Below are 15515 nucleotides of genomic sequence, written 5' to 3'. Positions count from 1 at the left end.
CTTAAACCTTACCGTCGTTACAAATATTCCTACAATTCCGAGTCGGGAGAGTTGGAAGACGGGTAGTGGATACTCTCCCTGACGGGAGTCGCTGCTGAAATGGCTCTCCGAAGACGGTTCTCGGTAACCCCTTCGGTCGTTGTCTCGGTCGGAACTGTGATCGTTGGAATCGAACTACTGTGACTGCACCGACTGCATTTTACGACCGCGACTGTACCGGCTGCACTCTATGAGATCGATGAAGTAGCAATCCACGAACTGCGTGATGATATTCTCCGTCACCAAGATCCGCAAACCGTGATTCGACCGAAAACTGCGGTTCGACGTTACTGTTCCTGCGGGAGCGCGAGTTTCTCGGGGTCGAACTCCTTTTCGAGCAGGATCTCTTTCTGGTCGGCCACGTCGACCTCCTTCCGGATGAGGTCTTTGTACTTGCCCTGCGGGGCGATATCGCCGATGAGGACGCCACCGATGAGTTTGCCGTCCTTGAACGAGAGTCGCCGCCACTCGGTGTTGCTGTACTTGCGCTCGCACTCGTCGTCGCCGAGTGTCGGGAAGCCGAAGGAGAGGAACGGGAAGTCGAAGTGGGTGATGGAGTACGAGGAGACCCAGCGGAACTCCTCTTCCTCGTCGTCTGCGACCATGTTCTTCGCGGCGATGACGCCCTGCTGTTTCGCACTGCCCCACGAACCGTTCTGGGTGTACTCGTCCAGGATGACGTCATAGAAGCGCGTGATGTCGCCTGCAGCGTAGATGTCGTCCACGTTGGTCTGCATGTACTGGTCGACGACGACGCCGTTGTCCGTCTCGACGCCAGATCCCTGCAGATACTCGGTGTTGAAGTTGAGACCGATGGCGATACCGACGAACTCGCTGTCGTACTCGTTTCCGTCAGCGTCGAGGGTCGAGACGACGTTGCCGTCGTCGTCCGTCTCGAAACCGTTGACGCCGCTTTCGAGGACCGGGGTGACGCCCTTCTCTCTGAGAGCGTCGTGGATGATCTCCGCACCGTCGAGGCTCAGGCCGTAGCGCCACCAGCGATTGCCACGCATGATGTAGTAGGCGTCGACGTCCTGTTCGCCACAGATCGCTGCGAGGTCGATGCCGAGCAGACCAGCGCCGATGACGACGCCGTTTTCGGCTTTCTCGGCGTTCTCGGCGATCTTCCGGGCGTCCTGGAACGTCCAGAAGTGGTGGACGCCGTCGGCGTCGCTGTTGTCGACGGGGAGTTGGGTCGGCGTCCCGCCAGTCGCGACGAGTAGTTTGTCGTACTCGAACGTGCCACTGTCGTGCGTGTGGACTTCGTGTGCGTCGGGATCGATGTCCGTGACGAACGTGTTCAGTTCGAGGTCGATATCTCGCTCCCCGTACCAATCTTCCTCGTGGATGGAGATCGGTGCTTCGGGGAGTTTTCCTTTGGCGAATTCTTTGATGAGAATACGGTTGTAGAGGGCTTCGCCCTCGTCGGTGATGACGGTTACATCGGCGTCAGGTTTCGCTTCACGGATCGTCTCCGCCGCGGAGCTACCCGCGATACCGTCACCGATAATCACGTACGACTCGCTCATGTAATGGAACTTCTTCGTCGGGGTTAAAGTGGATTGCTATCTCGAAATCGGTGTCATACGCCAACACACATCTGAGTTAGCAAAGGCGAAACGAGGCGTCGAGATTCGGAGTTGGTGGCGTCGAAACGGAGAGGCGAAACGAGGGTGTCGAAATGCGCGGTCGAAAGAGTCGGGACGTTGAAGGCGCTCGCGTCCCAACCCTGCCCCATGAAGATCCGTCAGAACGCCCGCCACTTCGCCTCGAAGAAGGCGCTCGAACTGCCCGTCGTCCGCGACGTGGTCAAAGGGAAACTGGTGGACATGCACACCGACATCTTCCTCAAGAAGGCCGACCCCGACCATCGGGAAGAACGGCGCGACCACCTCGATGCCTTCTTCGACGCCACGATGGACAGCTATCTCGTTGCCCTGCAATCGGGCGCACCCGAGGCGGAAGCCCGTGAGATAACGCACATCCAGGCCAACTTCGACTTCTTCAACCACGGCTGGACGGAGATGATGGAGTTCCCGAGCGACGAACTCGGCGAACATTACGACCGCTACGAGACGTTCTTCGAGCGCCACGACATCACCATCGCCGACCCACTCGGCGAGTTCGCACCTACCGACGGCGTTCCGGAAGCACCCTCGACGCCAGAGAAACTGGACGACCCCGAACACCCCTACGCCGAAGGCGGCTTCGCGGACGACGTGTACGTGCAGGGCGACGACGGCGAGATTCGCGTCGGTGGGCAGGACGAACCCGAGGACGTGAGCGTCGAGGATGCACCCGGCGTGGACGAAGGCGAAGCGTAGTCGGTCGGCTATCGCTCTACTACTGGTTCCGGGGACGGACCCGTCTCATTCAGCGTGAGATGTGTATCTTCGAATCCGGACGAGTATTTGAGTCCGTATCCGACCAGCCGGTCGGCGCCGATGTGTGCCGCCCAGACCAGCACGGCCAACCGAACGTCGAACCATACCCCGACTCCGGCGAGTGCGATCGGACTGGTGTCGGTGTGAAAGAGGTTATAAGCAGTCGCTCCGAGACGCGCTCCAGCGAGATACCCGACCATCGAGATGTCCGGGGCGAGCGCCAGCACGAGATACAGCCAGAGTGGGCCATCGGAGCCGAAGAACGTCGCAGTCGCTGCGAGAAACACTGCCAACCCCTCGACCCGCAGAAACGTTCGTGGTTCCGTGCGATTGGTTGGCGATTCGAGGAGAAGTAGGTTCAGATTACTCCGGGCTGACGACTTCCTTCTTCCCGGCGAGCCTGTCCGCACACTCGTAGCCTGCGACGATGCCGCCGTTGAGACTACGCTCCGGGTACTGTGCCCTGCTCGCCATCCCGGCGTAGTAGATTCCGTCGGCGATGTCGTCCCCGAGGTCGAAGGGAACGACCATGTCGAGGTAGCCACGCTCGTAGACGGGCGCGGCGCGCGGGTTGCGCGCGAGGCGGAACTGCGTTACCGAGTCGCGGTTCCACTCTGGGAACATCTCCTCTATGTGGGCGAGCCACAGTTCCTCGATCTCGTCGTCGTCCATCTGCCAGAGGTCTTCCTCGTAATCCTGGATGTAGCTGGCGACGTAGAGGAGGTTATCGCCACCGTATTGCTCCGATGGGATGTAGTTCGTGTGTTCGATGAGCGCGCCGAAAGGAGCATCGTGGCCGATGTTGAGCCAGTAGGTGTCGGTGAGCGATTCGTCCATCGTCACGAGCGCACAGACCGCCCCTTGGAAATCGATGTCGCACTCGTAGCCGGTGAGGTCTTCGAGGACGTTCGGCATCGCCGCGACGACGACACCATCCACGTCGTAGGTCTCGGTCACGGTTTCGTCATTTACGTCGTCGTTTACGCTGCCACCGTCTGCGGCGGTCGCTTCGACGGTCTGGGTCGCTTCCGTCGTGAGTGTCTGGACTGCGCCGTCTTCGGTGTCGAGGTCGGTCACGCGCACGCCGGTCGTGATGTTCTCTTTCCCGACCTCCTCAACGAGCGCGTCGATGAGGCGACCGAAGCCGCCACGGAGGTAGCCCAATGGTTCGCCCCGCAGGAGGTCGCGCTCGCCGCGGAACTTGATGCGTCCGAGGAGCCACGCGGCGCTCACGTTCTCCTTCTTGCTCCCGAATTTGGCGTCGAGCAGTGGCTCGAAGAAATTCTCGTACACGCCACGGGAGGTGTGGTCGAGCAGGAAATCCTTGATCGGTACGTCCTCGAAATCTTCGAGGTGTTCGTAGGTGTCGAACTTCGGAATCCCGCCGCGGATATCGATCTCCTGCGTGAGGAGGGTGAGGCGGAACTTGTCGTAGGCGCTCATGTGCGGGTACGCGAGGATCTCCCAGGGCTTGTCGAGTGGGTGGACGACGCCATCGACGTAGTAGGCGTTCTTCCCGATGGGCCAGTCCAGGTCGTCACCCAGGCCGAGTTCGTCGATGAGGTCGATGATGGTCTGCTCGGACGCCGACAGGTGGTGGTAGAACTTCTCGATGCGGTCGCCGTTCGTCTCGTAGGTCGCGGCGAGTCCGCCGAGGTCGTCGCTCGCTTCGAACACCTGCACATCGTAGCCGTGCTTCTGGAGGCGGTAGGCGGCGGCCAATCCAGCGATTCCCCCACCGACGATACCTATCATGGGCGTCTGGTTCGTTGCCCTGTGGAATACGTGTTACGACCACGCGATCTGGAAAGTAGCTCTCGCTAACGGGTTTCGAGAAGGTATTTTCGACGGAGTCAGCGTCGTCGGGACGATGCTGAAGGTCGGTGCTGTCGCTCGCATGCGTGGGGTTTGGGACACCGGCAGTACATTTTAGTACATTTCAGTACAATCAACTTTTGCGTTCGATCTACTGTCGTCGATGACCGGGAGGAAAGATCCGAAATTTCGCCTACTCGCTGTCTGGTTCGCCTTCCGATTCGGCGACTTCCTCACGAAGCGTCCCGACTTCGGCCACGCGCTCGGCGTGGGCGTTGTGCTGGTGGATGGACTCGTCGTTGCTCTGTTTCATCGTCACCACTGCGTCGTCCGGCAGGTCGGGGAAGGCCTCGACCATGCCGTGGGCCATGTCTCGCACGCAGTCCTCGACGAACTTCGCATTGGCGTGCGAGTGGTAGGTCATGTGGTCTTCGTCCGGGCGCTTGGCGAGGTTGTAGATGCGGGCGCTCATCGAATCGCGCGCGACTTCGATGAGTTCGTGGAGGTCAACCTCCGGTGCATCCTCGCTCTCGACGGTGAGGGTGGCGTGGCCGCGCTGGGAGTGACCCGCCTGTGGCACGTCGCGCAGGAACTCTTTGACTTCGCGTTCACCGACGCCGAGGTCGAGGAGTTTCTCTCTCGCGCGCCCGCTCATCATCCCCTGCGAGCAGGGACAGACCGTCATACCCGTGACGCGCGCGCCGATCTCCTCTTTCGTCTCCGCTTCGGTGGCCGTGGCGCTGGCGACGATGTCCACCATGGCCTGCGTCGGGCGTTCGCTCTCGGGCGTCGTATCGCGCACCATGAATTCCGCTTCCATGCTGACTTCGGCTCTCGTCGTGTAGTCGTGCTTTTCGAGCAGGCGCTCTGCGGCGTCGCCACAGACGTCTTCGACGCGATAGGTCGGTTCGCTGACGGCGTCTTCTAACACTTCGTCGACGACCTCCATGTTCCGACTCATGTCCGCGCCCTTGCGCCAACTCGGAAGGTCGACGAGCACGTCGAACTCGGCGGTCAGGACGTAGGGTCGCTTGTTGGGTCGGGCGACTTCGACCAGTTTTTCGACCCCCGTCACGCCGACCCGGTTCAGGCCAACGGTCACGTCAGGTTCCGTCGCCTGCACGTCGGGAAGTTGCTCTTTCATTATCCAACTCTTGTGAGAGACGGGATTAGAGGCTTGCGCTTCCGGCACCCCCCGAAAGCGATCAGTCCAGCTTCGAGAGCCCCTCGAAGAAGTTCGTAGACGGTCCGGCGATTCGGGCCGGTTCCGTTGCGAGCGAGACGGTCACGGTTTCGGGCGGGTCGATCCGGACCTGCGTTCCGTCGCTTCCGACCACCGCGAACGGGGCGTTTTCCACGCGAATCTCGACTTCGTAGCCCGGTTCGAACACGAGTGGCGGCATGGGGTCGGTCGAACACATCTCTGCGAACACCAGTCCATCCACGCTCGGGTGTACCAGCGGCCCACCCTCGCTCAGGTTGTAGGCGGTGCTCCCGGTCGGCGTCGAGACGAGCACCCCATCAGCGTGCCCCTCGCTGTACTGCACTCCATCGATCTGTACCTCGTAGTCGAGTCCCTGACCGTGCCCGCGTTGTGCTCCCTGTACGACGATCTCGTTCATCGCGGGGTGTACCGACCACCCACCCTCGCCGGTCGCGCGAAGGCGAGGAACCTCCCGCGAGGGAATCTCGCTCGACTCGCGGTATATCTCGACGATCGCCTGTACTTCACGAACCGCGTCCTCCGGGATGACGGCGTTGAGAAACCCGACTTCGCCGAGGTTCACGCCCATTATCGGCGTCCCCTTCGCCCCGCTAGCGGCGAAGAGGAAGGTGCCGTCGCCGCCGATGCTCACGACGAGATCGTTCTCCGCCATCCGGGACACGTCCACGCCGTCGAGGCCCAGGCGTTCGGCTGTCGCAGCGTCGAGGTGAACGTTCACGTCGTCGTTTCGAAGTGTCTCCCGTAGTCCCCCTGCGAGTGTTGCGGCCCGCTCGTTTCCTCGTTGGGCGACGATACCGACGTTCATCACGACTGCGTTCTCTCCGGGTATCCAAAAAGCCGCCGACACCAACATTAATTTGCACTGGGGCTAAGTGACTGGATGATGAGAACAGTTTCCCGGACACGGGTGTGCGCGAGTGCGAGTGAAACGAGCACGAGCACCGTCCGGGGGCAAAACGGACTGGAGGTGGTTCCGTGACCGAGGACGACGACTGGTTCGAGGCCGCGCTCCGCCGGGACGACGAAGACGAGGACTCCCGAGAATCCTCGGAATCGCCCGAATCAGAAGAACGGCCTGAATCTGACTCGGACTCGCTCGAACCCGACCATCCCGAATCACCCGAATCTGTGGAAGACGACTCGGGGACTCCCGTGGACGAACCGAGTGCGTCGAGTCCAGACGATGCGACGGATTTCGGGACGGATGCAGGCGCGGACTTCGAAGGGGACGCGACCGCGGACGCGGGGATAGACACGCCGACGGCCTCCGGAGCGGACGACGCCGACAGCGAACCACTGTTCGACGACGACTTCGCGGACGCGCTCAAGAACGCACCCAACGTCGGTGGTACCGACGAACCGGATTTCGGCGAGAGTGGCGGCGGTGCGTTCGGTGGCGGATTCGATGATGGCGGATTCGGTGGCGGCGGTGCGTTCGGCGGCGGCGGGCTCGATGATGGCGGATTCGACGACGAGGAGTTCGAGTCCGACATCCCGCGCATCGACATCGGCATCGACGGATTGGATAGCATGATCCAGGGCGGTGTCCCCGAGCGAACGTTGATGGTCGCCATCGGCAACGCCGGGACCGGGAAGACGACGTTCGGACTCCAGTTCCTCAACCACGCGCTTTCGCGCGGTGAGAGTGCCGTGTACATCACGTTGGAGGAGAGCCACGAGCGCATCATCAACAGCGCGACGGAGAAAGGCTGGCCGTACGACGAGTACGTCGCAGACGACCGCCTCGCCGTCGTGGACATCGACCCCATCGAGATGGCGAACTCGCTGTCGAGTATCCAGGACGAACTCCCCGGACTCGTCCGTGATTTCGGCGCGACACGGCTCGTCCTCGATTCCGTCTCGCTGCTGGAGATGATGTTCGAAGACCGCGCGGCGCGCCGAAACGAGATCTACGACTTCACCCGGAGTCTGAAGGAGGCGGGCGTGACGACCATGCTCACGAGCGAGGCCAGCGACGACAACCCCTACGCCTCCCGACACGGCATCATCGAGTATCTCACCGACGCCGTGTTCATCCTCCAGTACGTCCGCGGGACGGACGACTTCCGGGAGACGCGACTCGCCATCGAGATCCAGAAGATCCGTGACGCGAATCACTCACGCGATATCAAACCCTACGACATCACCAACGAGGGAATCAGCGTCTATCAGCAGGCGAATCTCTTCTGAAACGACCTTTTACGACGGTCGAGTGGGCGCGTGCCGTCGCGCGCGACCGGGCCCCGTCTCCCTGTGAAAGCTCGACCAAAAGCAGCGGAAGACGTCATCAGAAATCGAAGATTTCTGATTGGCACACAAGAGCGTCGCTCTTGTGGACGTTCCTGCTCGCTGACGCTCCGCGGGCGTGCGACTTCCGAGCCATTCGCTCGCGTCGCTCACGAAGACACTCCTCCCTCGCTCCACTGTGTTCCGGAAGAGCTTGCTCTTCCGTGCTGGTTACGAACGCGAAGCGTTCGTTACATCCCGAAAATCGGAGATTTTCGGGGATCTCGGTCACTCCCTCCGGTCGCTCACGAGAATTCCGCTCGGTCGTCGGCCCGCTCACTCGTCGCTTTCGCTTCTCGGTCGCGGTGAGTGTGCTGGCCGCTGGCAGTTGTGTCACCGGGCGGTTTCTCGGTGGTTGTGTCGCCAGGCGATTCTTGGTGGTAGTGCCGCCGGAGGGTTCTTGCTGGTTGTGTCGCCGGGCGGTTTCCGGCGGTTGCGTCGATGGCCTATCGCTCACGTCGAACTGCTCGCTTCGCTCGCGTTCGACGTTCGCTGTCCGAGGTCGGGGTCGGCCAGAAAATTGCGCTCGAATCTGGTTTAGCGAACGACCGTCACCGGTATCGGCGAGCGCCGCACGACCGTTTCTGCGACACTGCCGAGCAGGATGCGGGAGACACCCGAGCGTCCGTGACTGCCCATGACGATCTGGTCGAAGTCGTGCTCTTCGGCGAACTCCACGATGGTCTGGGAGGGTCGTCCGAGTTCCGTCTCGGTCGAGAGGGTCACGTCGTACTCGTCTGCGATCTCCTGTGCGTCTTCGAACAGTGCCTCGGCGTTCGCTTTGGATTCTTCGTACCACTCTTCCGAGTACCCCGGCATCCCGACCGTCGATGTGTAGCCGACATCGATGGGGTCGATGATGTTGATGATCGTCACATCAGCGTCAGGAAACTCGGTCAAGACGTGCTCCAGTGCCTTCTTCGACTGCTCAGACCCATCAGTTGGAACGAGAATCCGCTTGCCCATATCTGGGGAAACGAACGCGTTTGATATAGTATTTTGTCTACTTCGCAACTCGATGGAGACGAACCAGCTCGAGCGTTTTCATCTCTTTATTCGGGTACTCGCATGTGACTCTGAAATCCTCTACCGGTTTCACTTCCGACCGTGCCGAGTCACACATTTCGGAAGGCCGATAAGCTCGACCGGCTCGGAGTTGTCGGGCGAATAGACGACCATCTGTCCTTTCTCCATGTACGGAACTTTCTTCTCCAGATTCGGTGGGATGTTCACGCTCTTGATGGCGTCTTCGTCGCCGAGATTCAACACGACCGTCGTGTTGATCTGCTTGAAGACGGATTCGGCGATGTCCTGTGGATCCTGGGTGATGAGGAACAGACCGAGTCGTTCTTTGCGACCCTGCTTCGCCGCCTCCGTGAACTTCCCGATGACCTTCTGGGCCTGCACGCTTTCCGCGTCCGAGAGGAAGTTGTGTGCCTCGTCCATACCGACGACGAGTGGCGTCTCTTTGATACGCTCGAACTCCGGTGCGTTCGAGAGCTTCTCGTCGATGAGCAGGCTGGCGACGGCGAGCACGACCATCTCTTTCGCGCGACTCGTCGGCAGGTGGTACGTCGGGACGACCGACAGCCGACCCGACCGAACGAACTGCGGGACGAGATCGGTGATCGAGTCTGCGGCCTGGTCGAACACGCCGCCCGGAATCGACCGAACCCGGCGTTTCACCGCGTCGAACGTCGCTTCGTGAACGCGACCGCTTTCGTCCAGTTCCTCGCGCAGCGCCGGGTCGTCGAGGTACGACAGGAACTCGTCGTAGGTGCCACCGTCGCCGTAGTTGCGGAAGAACCGACCGAGGAGGAAGTGGAGCGCACCGTACTGGTTGTCGTTGAGTTTCGCACCCGCGACGAGCCACGGGTTGTCCTCGACCATCGAGAAGGGAATCGTGAACTCTACCTGCTCCGCTCGATGGTGGTCTGCGGCGTAGGAGACGCCGCTCACTTTCGGGACGAACGCGACCGTCTCGTCGTGGCCGCCGTGCGCGACGCCCTCACGTTCCCACGCACGCACGTCGTCGCGGTTCACGTCGGGATTGTCGTCGTGCATCTGGGCGTACTCGTCCTGTGGGTCGAACTGGACGACTGCCGCCCGAGCGTCACGTCCGTCGTCCATCGGGTAGGTGCGTTCTTCGGAGAGATACTGCCGGAGGATGTTCTTCGCGCCGTGGGTCTTCCCCGACCCCGTGCCGCCTGCGACGAGGGTGTGTCGGAAGACGAGTGGGTCGCCCGAGTCGTAGTCGTCTTTCACCCGATAATCGATAGTCGGCGGCTCTGCTGCGGTCTGCACCTTCTCGCCACCGACCGAGAGATGGCCGAGGAACACACCTTCTTCGGGAATCTTCAACCCGGTCTTGATCTCGCGTTTATCGCGGGCCTGCCGGACGATGGTCTCGGGTTTTGGAACGCGGTCGGTCATCCGCCGCTTTAGCTCTCCCCCATCCGCAAAGAGCACGGCGATCGGTTCCAGCGTCGCCATGAACTTGTAATCCGTCTCGTCTATCGACTTGCTTCGCATGGCTCGCCGGGCGTGTATCTCGGTGGCGTCGTCGCTGTGGAACTCCTGGGCGTACTCCAGCGTCGTGATGCGACAGAACAGTTTCTCGCCGTCCGGATAGGGGACGAGCAGATACTTCCCGATCCGTACCTCGGCCCGATTCGGCGCGGTCACGTAGGCTCGGAGGCAGGTGTCGTCGCTCTCTTCTCCGATGGATAAGCCTTCTGACACCGCGAGGGTGCCGATGCCTCGGTCGTCACCGACCGGGCCGAGGTCGACGCGCTCGAAGTCGTCGTCCTCCGGTTGGTCTTTTACTTCGGTTTCCGACGCGGTTGGTTCCCCATCGTCGCCGGAATCGTTTCCGAAGTCCTCGAAGTTACTTAAATCGCTCATGCGCCTGCCATCTCAGGCGTACGTGATACACCTTTCGCACGACACTCCGTCGCGTCCCTTTTACCCCTCCGTGTTCTATTCCTTTTCATGTTACTCGTTCGCGGCGAAGCGGGGGGAACCACCCTGACGGGCACGTTGTACGAGCGGGGCGAACGAGCGCCCACGTTCAAAGGAGCACCGGACGAAGACGCCCCCTACGTGTGGGTCTGTGATGAGTTCTATCAAGTCGAAAGCGGCGGTACTGCCCAGATGGTCTCCGGCAAGGAGGTCAACGTCGCGTTCGACACACCGATGCCGCGAGGTTTCGACACCCGAGAACAGGCGGTAGACGCCGCAGAAGACCACATCAGAACCCAGTTCGCTCGGATCGGTGTCGATGCCAAAGAAGTGGAGATAACGATCGAGAAAGGCGAACTTCAGTAGTCGATTCCCCATCGTTTGTCGTCGTAGGTGCGATCTTCTTTGCTTTCGAACGTCGCTTCGAGTTTTTCGATGAGTGACCGACGTTCGTTCGTTCCGATTCGAGCGAGGCTGTCGGCTTTCTGGATGGCGAGTGGTGGCCCGCGATTGACGGCGATCTCCTTGAGAACCTGCCGCTCGATTCGCTCGCGCAGGTCGTCGTCTTCGGCGAACGCCCGCGGCGTTTCGATCTTGTACGCGATATCGTCCCGAGGATCGTAGACGACGAAGAAGGAGACTTCGTACGACTCCGGAGTTAGTTCGCGGTCGATTTCGAGCGTGTCGTCATCCGGCGCGAATACAGCGTCCGGCCCCATCCGCGAGACGAACCAGTTCGTGAACGACAGTTCGTCGGTTCGCCGCTCGAACTCGCCGTCCACGAACTCACCACGTTCGAGTATCTGCGAGAAGAGGGCGGCATCGTGGGCCCACGGAGCGGTCGTCTTCTTTCGGAGCGTATCCACGAGCGATCGCGAGGAGATGTTCTTGACGAACCCGATCAGTGGCACGTCGCGAGTGACGAACTCATCCACGAGTCGAACGTAGTTCCGGAGGATGGACTGGGGTGTCTCTTCCGTCGTGACCAGTTCCGCCAACTCTGCGTCCCTGTCCAACCAGTTCAGGATGGCTTTCGGATACACCGGCCCGTCGAGGACGAGGAGGTCGTCCACCACGTCTGCGTGGTCGAGCGCGTGCCGACTTTCCGCGAGGTAGAGCGAGAGAGCGTGAACGACCGCGTCCTCGTATCGGCTGATACGTGGGATTTTGACGACCTGTCCCTTGCTGTATCCGGCGTCGAATTTCGTCCAGTCGTCGTCCATCTGAACCGTCGCGTCGTTCGAGTGGACGGTTGCGATGACGGTGCGCGAGCGATGGAGATCTAGGTCGGAGGGTGTGGCACTCATCGCTGCCTGTGCGATGTCGAGGACGAGTCCATTCCGAAATGTTCGGGGATTGATGGTACCGGAATCGACGCCGTGGGCTGTCTCGAACGCGTCCTCTTGCAGGGCGACCGTCTCGGTGTCCACGCACTGTCGGCGAACGTCGTCGATGGGTTCGAGTACAGCCCGCCCACCGTGATAGAGGGGGTCGAGGAAATCCTTCCAGACGGTTTCTGCGAAATCTCGGTGGTCGGTGTCGTCCACGTCGTGGTCGATCTGGCGCGCCAGGCTGGCGATGCCATCGAAGTGGACGGGGTCGAGAGTCATGCACGTCTCATCAAATCGCACCCCGAAAAAAGGTCGCCTTTCGAGCGAAGCTTAGTTACCGCACGCCGACCACGGTTCGCCCATGAAAGCGGGACTCATCGTACTCGACGGATGGGGGCTGGGAAGCGAAGGTGGCGGTCGAAACGCTATCGAAGCGGCAGACACGCCGAACTTCGACCGCTTCGCGCGCACGGGCGCATACGGAACACTTAACGTGACCGGTCGCAGGGTCGGCCTGCCGAAAGGACAGATGGGCAACAGCGAGGTGGGCCACCTCAACATCGGTGCGGGTAGAGTGGTAAACCAGGAGTACACTCGCATCAGCGACGCTATCGAGGCGGGTGAACTCGGCGAGAACGAGGCCATCGACCAGGCGTTCGAGTACGCAGATCAGCACGACGGGCGCGTCCACTTCATGGGTCTCGTCAGCGAAGGCGGCGTCCACTCCGACCAGAAGCATCTCTACGCACTCATCGAACTCGCCGCAGACAGGGGTGTCGAAGCCGTCACGCACGCCTTCACCGACGGGCGTGACACACCCCCGAAAAGCGGGGCTGATTTCCTCGGCGAGCTGCAGGGGGTCATCGACCAGCGAGGAACGGGCGAGATCGCCACCGTCTCGGGGCGCTACTACGCGATGGACCGCGACCAGAACTGGGAACGCACGAAACGGGCCTACGACGCGATCGTGAACCGCGACACCGACCACGAGGCTGAAACTGCGGTCGATGCAGTCCGCGAGTCATACGACCGCGGCGAGACGGACGAGTTCGTCGAACCGACGCTCGTCTCCGGCGGCCCCACGCTCGACGAGGGTGATGCGGTGATCTTCTTCAACTTCCGTTCCGACCGCGCCCGACAACTCACCAGGTTGATCGCCGACATCGACCCGGTCTGGGAGTTCGAGACGAACCCACCCGAAGTCGAGTTCGTCATGCTGACCCAGTACGACAAGGAGTTCGACCTGCCGGTCGCGTTCCCGCCCCACCAACCCGAGGATACGTTGGGCGAGGTGCTCGCTGAGAACGGGCAGACTCAACTCCGCATCGCCGAATCGGAGAAGTACGCCCACGTCACCTACTTCCTGAACGGTGGACGCGAGGTGGAGTTCGACGGCGAGATACGGCGAATCGTGGAGAGTCCGGACGTACCGACCTACGACCAGCAACCTGAGATGAGCGCCGTGGAGGTGACCGATACGGCCATCTCGGTCGTCGATTCGGACGACCCGGACGTGCTCGTGCTGAACTACGCGAATCCGGACATGGTCGGCCACACCGGTGATTTCGACGCCGCAGTCGCCGCGGTCGAAGCTGTCGACGAACAACTCGGACGACTCGTGGAGGCGCTCCAGAGCCACGGCGCACACGTCTTCATCACGGCAGACCACGGCAACGCCGACGACATGGGGACACCGGATGACCCCCACACGGCCCACACCTACAACCTCGTCCCACTCGTCTATCTCTCACCCGACGGTGACGATGGTGATAGAAACGTCCGAGAGGACGGGTCGCTCTGTGACCTCGCGCCGACGCTCTTGTCAGTCATCGGCGTGGAGAAGCCAGAAGCGATGACCGGTGAATCGCTGCTCGATCAGTGATACCGGAGCACACGCGTATCCATGGCGTCACAGCGCGGGCAGATGTGCTGGTAGTGAACCTTGCCGCCGCGTGCGGTAACGCGCCACTCGCCTTCCTCGTCCACGAAACCACATTTCGGACATCGTCGCTTCGTCGCTTCGTAGTGCTTGCGCAGTTTGTCGAAGGGAGAGCGACTCGAATTGACTGCCATGTTGTATGCTATGTTGTGGCACGGTATAATTGTAACGATTATTCAGATAATTGTGCTCTCTCTACCGGCGCCTCCATCACGTCGGCGACGACTCCACCCCAGACTGCCGGCGGGTTGGCTGCGAGTGGCGTCAGAACAGCGCCTCGTGCAGTTCCTCGAACACCTCGTCGCTCGCCGCCGCGAGGAACAGGCCGTCCTCGTGTGCCAACCGAGCGCCGCTGGCTTCCGCGAGCAACCATCCGGCGTGTTGTTCCACTTCGTCGGGGTGGTAACAGACGACCGCTTCGAGCTTTCCGCGGGCGAGCAGTCCCCAGTCGAGGGCGGGTGCCCAGCTCTCCCAGACTCGCTTGCAGTGGTCCCTGAGCGTCGATTCGAGTTCGCCAGCCTGCGCTAGCAGCTCGTCGTCGTGGAGAACGTCGAGACCGATGACGAACGACACCGTCGCGTGGTCGCTCGACACCTCGCTTTCGGCGCGGACCAGGTCGCCGTCGAACGTGGCTCGCCCGTCGCGAGCGACGTAGGTGTGGTCGTGCAGCGGTTCGTGGATGACCGATAGCATAGGGTCGTCCTCGTGGAGCAGTGCGATGGCAGTCCCGAAGTAGGGGATTCCGGAACAGAAGTTGTTCGTCCCGTCCAGTGGATCGACGACCCAGCGATAGTCACTCTCGCCCGACCGCTCGCCGGACTCCTCGGCGAAGACGGCGTGGTCGGGGTAGGCGGTGGTGAGCTGTTCGAGGATTCGACGCTCCGCACCGCGGTCGACACTCGATTTCACGTCGTTCGGCCCGTGGTCGGCATCGTGCGATTCGCGCTCGAACTCCCGCACGAGGTACTCACCTGCGACTCGACACGCCTGCACCGCCGTCTCATCGAACGAGTCCATACGAGTACGTATCACTCGGGGGTAAAACCTGCCCCGATTCAGCCAGTTCGGAACGAGAAGTCCAGACTCCGTGCCGAATGCGTGAGCGACCCCATCGAGATAACGTCCACGCCGGTTCCGGCGTAGTCGGCGACGGTCTCGATTCCGATGCCGCCGCTGGCCTCCGCGAGCACGCCATCGGGGAGCAGTTCGACGCCGCGTTTCACCTCGGCGGGCGAGAGGTTGTCGAACAGGACGATATCCGCCCCGGCGTCTGCGGCCCGACGCCCGTCTTCGGCCCGCTCGACTTCGACCTCGATCTTGGTAGCGAACGACGCCAGCTCGCGGAAGTGTTCTATCGCGCCGACCAGCCCCATCTCGGCGATGTGGTTGTCCTTGACCATCACCATCCCCGAGAGCGTGAGGCGGTGGGTGTCGCCGCCGCCCGCCGCGACCGCCCGCTTCTCGATTCCGCGCAGGCCGGGCGTCGTCTTCCGAGTTCCGGCGATGGCCACCTCGTCGCTGACGGTTCGGGCCGC

At 61.6% G+C, this 15515-nt stretch carries 17 protein-coding genes; 5 read left to right on the top strand and 12 right to left on the bottom strand.

Annotation, left to right across the window (positions count from 1 at the left end; all coding sequences use genetic code 11):
* Positions 1-326 precede the first annotated feature (326 nt).
* Positions 327-1568, bottom strand: coding sequence for an NAD(P)/FAD-dependent oxidoreductase (locus ACR3FE_RS21005; RefSeq protein ID WP_458209577.1), 1242 nt, complete (start codon positions 1566-1568; stop codon positions 327-329).
* A gap of 207 nt (positions 1569-1775) precedes the next feature.
* On the opposite strand from ACR3FE_RS21005, the gene ACR3FE_RS21000 reads away from it, so the two are divergent.
* Entirely contained in the window at positions 1776-2363 is a 588-nt protein-coding gene (locus ACR3FE_RS21000) for a DUF6149 family protein (RefSeq protein ID WP_458209576.1), read from the top strand.
* A gap of 8 nt (positions 2364-2371) precedes the next feature.
* Here ACR3FE_RS21000 and ACR3FE_RS20995 read toward each other — a convergent pair whose 3' ends face one another.
* Together ACR3FE_RS20995 and ACR3FE_RS20990 are read right to left on the bottom strand one after the other, a co-directional pair.
* Positions 2372-2731 (bottom strand): DUF4260 domain-containing protein, encoded by a 360-nt coding sequence (locus ACR3FE_RS20995; protein ID WP_458209756.1) that lies wholly within the window; start codon positions 2729-2731, stop codon positions 2372-2374.
* A 55-nt stretch (positions 2732-2786) separates the two neighbouring features.
* On the bottom strand, positions 2787-4178 hold the full coding sequence (locus ACR3FE_RS20990) for an NAD(P)/FAD-dependent oxidoreductase (RefSeq protein ID WP_458209574.1): 1392 nt from the start codon (positions 4176-4178) through the stop codon (positions 2787-2789).
* On the opposite strand from ACR3FE_RS20990, the gene ACR3FE_RS20985 reads away from it, so the two are divergent.
* Positions 4177-4356: a hypothetical protein gene (locus tag ACR3FE_RS20985; protein ID WP_458209573.1), complete on the top strand. Its 180-nt coding sequence runs from the start codon at positions 4177-4179 to the stop codon at positions 4354-4356. The two genes, ACR3FE_RS20990 and ACR3FE_RS20985, sit on opposite strands and share 2 nt — an antisense overlap.
* Before the next feature lie 75 nt (positions 4357-4431).
* Here ACR3FE_RS20985 and mptA read toward each other — a convergent pair whose 3' ends face one another.
* Positions 4432-5382: a GTP cyclohydrolase MptA gene (gene mptA, locus ACR3FE_RS20980; RefSeq protein ID WP_458209571.1), complete on the bottom strand. Its 951-nt coding sequence runs from the start codon at positions 5380-5382 to the stop codon at positions 4432-4434.
* 61 nt (positions 5383-5443) lie between these two features.
* Positions 5444-6268: an NAD(+)/NADH kinase gene (locus ACR3FE_RS20975; RefSeq protein ID WP_458209570.1), complete on the bottom strand. Its 825-nt coding sequence runs from the start codon at positions 6266-6268 to the stop codon at positions 5444-5446.
* Positions 6269-6438: 170 nt separating this feature from the next.
* Between ACR3FE_RS20975 and ACR3FE_RS20970 the strand changes: the two genes are divergently transcribed.
* Complete coding sequence (locus ACR3FE_RS20970; protein WP_458209569.1) at positions 6439-7653, top strand: KaiC domain-containing protein; 1215 nt, start codon at positions 6439-6441, stop codon at positions 7651-7653.
* A gap of 97 nt (positions 7654-7750) precedes the next feature.
* Here ACR3FE_RS20970 and ACR3FE_RS20965 read toward each other — a convergent pair whose 3' ends face one another.
* The 3 genes from ACR3FE_RS20965 to ACR3FE_RS20955 form a co-directional block, all read right to left on the bottom strand.
* Entirely contained in the window at positions 7751-8206 is a 456-nt protein-coding gene (locus ACR3FE_RS20965; RefSeq protein WP_458209568.1) for a hypothetical protein, read from the bottom strand.
* 80 nt (positions 8207-8286) lie between these two features.
* Complete coding sequence (locus ACR3FE_RS20960; RefSeq protein WP_458209566.1) at positions 8287-8715, bottom strand: universal stress protein; 429 nt, start codon at positions 8713-8715, stop codon at positions 8287-8289.
* Between the two features lie 129 nt (positions 8716-8844).
* Positions 8845-10653: an ATP-binding protein gene (locus ACR3FE_RS20955; protein WP_458209565.1), complete on the bottom strand. Its 1809-nt coding sequence runs from the start codon at positions 10651-10653 to the stop codon at positions 8845-8847.
* A gap of 87 nt (positions 10654-10740) precedes the next feature.
* Here ACR3FE_RS20955 and ACR3FE_RS20950 point away from each other — a divergent pair, with 87 nt between their 5' ends.
* Positions 10741-11076: a DUF7113 family protein gene (locus tag ACR3FE_RS20950; protein ID WP_458209564.1), complete on the top strand. Its 336-nt coding sequence runs from the start codon at positions 10741-10743 to the stop codon at positions 11074-11076.
* On the opposite strand, the gene ACR3FE_RS20945 is transcribed toward ACR3FE_RS20950, so the two are convergent.
* On the bottom strand, positions 11070-12320 hold the full coding sequence (locus ACR3FE_RS20945; RefSeq protein WP_458209563.1) for a DNA double-strand break repair nuclease NurA: 1251 nt from the start codon (positions 12318-12320) through the stop codon (positions 11070-11072). The genes ACR3FE_RS20950 and ACR3FE_RS20945 overlap by 7 nt on opposite strands.
* 82 nt (positions 12321-12402) lie before the next feature.
* Here ACR3FE_RS20945 and gpmI point away from each other — a divergent pair, with 82 nt between their 5' ends.
* Positions 12403-13923 (top strand): 2,3-bisphosphoglycerate-independent phosphoglycerate mutase, encoded by a 1521-nt coding sequence (gene gpmI / locus ACR3FE_RS20940; RefSeq protein ID WP_458209562.1) that lies wholly within the window; start codon positions 12403-12405, stop codon positions 13921-13923.
* Here gpmI and ACR3FE_RS20935 read toward each other — a convergent pair.
* The 3 genes from ACR3FE_RS20935 to nadC all read right to left on the bottom strand — a co-directional run.
* Complete coding sequence (locus ACR3FE_RS20935) at positions 13917-14114, bottom strand: HVO_0649 family zinc finger protein (protein ID WP_458209560.1); 198 nt, start codon at positions 14112-14114, stop codon at positions 13917-13919. The two genes, gpmI and ACR3FE_RS20935, sit on opposite strands and share 7 nt — an antisense overlap.
* A 130-nt stretch (positions 14115-14244) precedes the next feature.
* On the bottom strand, positions 14245-14997 hold the full coding sequence (locus ACR3FE_RS20930; protein ID WP_458209558.1) for an inositol monophosphatase family protein: 753 nt from the start codon (positions 14995-14997) through the stop codon (positions 14245-14247).
* Positions 14998-15035: 38 nt separating this feature from the next.
* The coding region (nadC, locus tag ACR3FE_RS20925; protein WP_458209557.1) for a carboxylating nicotinate-nucleotide diphosphorylase at positions 15036-15515 on the bottom strand (480 nt) is incomplete at its 5' end.

This window comes from Haladaptatus rarus, assembly GCF_054177585.1.
This window is presented reverse-complemented; position numbering and strand designations above follow the sequence as displayed.

Excerpts from the sequence above, each read along its gene's own strand:
- mptA (WP_458209571.1), bottom strand. The coding sequence starts at position 5,382 with ATGAAAGAGCAACTTCCCGACGTGCAGGCGACGGAACCTGACGTGACC.
- ACR3FE_RS20955 (WP_458209565.1), bottom strand. The coding sequence starts at position 10,653 with ATGAGCGATTTAAGTAACTTCGAGGACTTCGGAAACGATTCCGGCGAC.
- gpmI (WP_458209562.1), top strand. The coding sequence starts at position 12,403 with ATGAAAGCGGGACTCATCGTACTCGACGGATGGGGGCTGGGAAGCGAA.
- ACR3FE_RS21000 (WP_458209576.1), top strand. The coding sequence starts at position 1,776 with ATGAAGATCCGTCAGAACGCCCGCCACTTCGCCTCGAAGAAGGCGCTC.
- ACR3FE_RS20985 (WP_458209573.1), top strand. The coding sequence starts at position 4,177 with ATGGGCGTCTGGTTCGTTGCCCTGTGGAATACGTGTTACGACCACGCG.
- ACR3FE_RS20935 (WP_458209560.1), bottom strand. The coding sequence starts at position 14,114 with ATGGCAGTCAATTCGAGTCGCTCTCCCTTCGACAAACTGCGCAAGCAC.
- ACR3FE_RS20950 (WP_458209564.1), top strand. The coding sequence starts at position 10,741 with ATGTTACTCGTTCGCGGCGAAGCGGGGGGAACCACCCTGACGGGCACG.
- ACR3FE_RS21005 (WP_458209577.1), bottom strand. The coding sequence starts at position 1,568 with ATGAGCGAGTCGTACGTGATTATCGGTGACGGTATCGCGGGTAGCTCC.
- ACR3FE_RS20945 (WP_458209563.1), bottom strand. The coding sequence starts at position 12,320 with ATGACTCTCGACCCCGTCCACTTCGATGGCATCGCCAGCCTGGCGCGC.
- ACR3FE_RS20990 (WP_458209574.1), bottom strand. The coding sequence starts at position 4,178 with ATGATAGGTATCGTCGGTGGGGGAATCGCTGGATTGGCCGCCGCCTAC.
- ACR3FE_RS20975 (WP_458209570.1), bottom strand. The coding sequence starts at position 6,268 with ATGAACGTCGGTATCGTCGCCCAACGAGGAAACGAGCGGGCCGCAACA.
- ACR3FE_RS20930 (WP_458209558.1), bottom strand. The coding sequence starts at position 14,997 with ATGGACTCGTTCGATGAGACGGCGGTGCAGGCGTGTCGAGTCGCAGGT.
- ACR3FE_RS20960 (WP_458209566.1), bottom strand. The coding sequence starts at position 8,715 with ATGGGCAAGCGGATTCTCGTTCCAACTGATGGGTCTGAGCAGTCGAAG.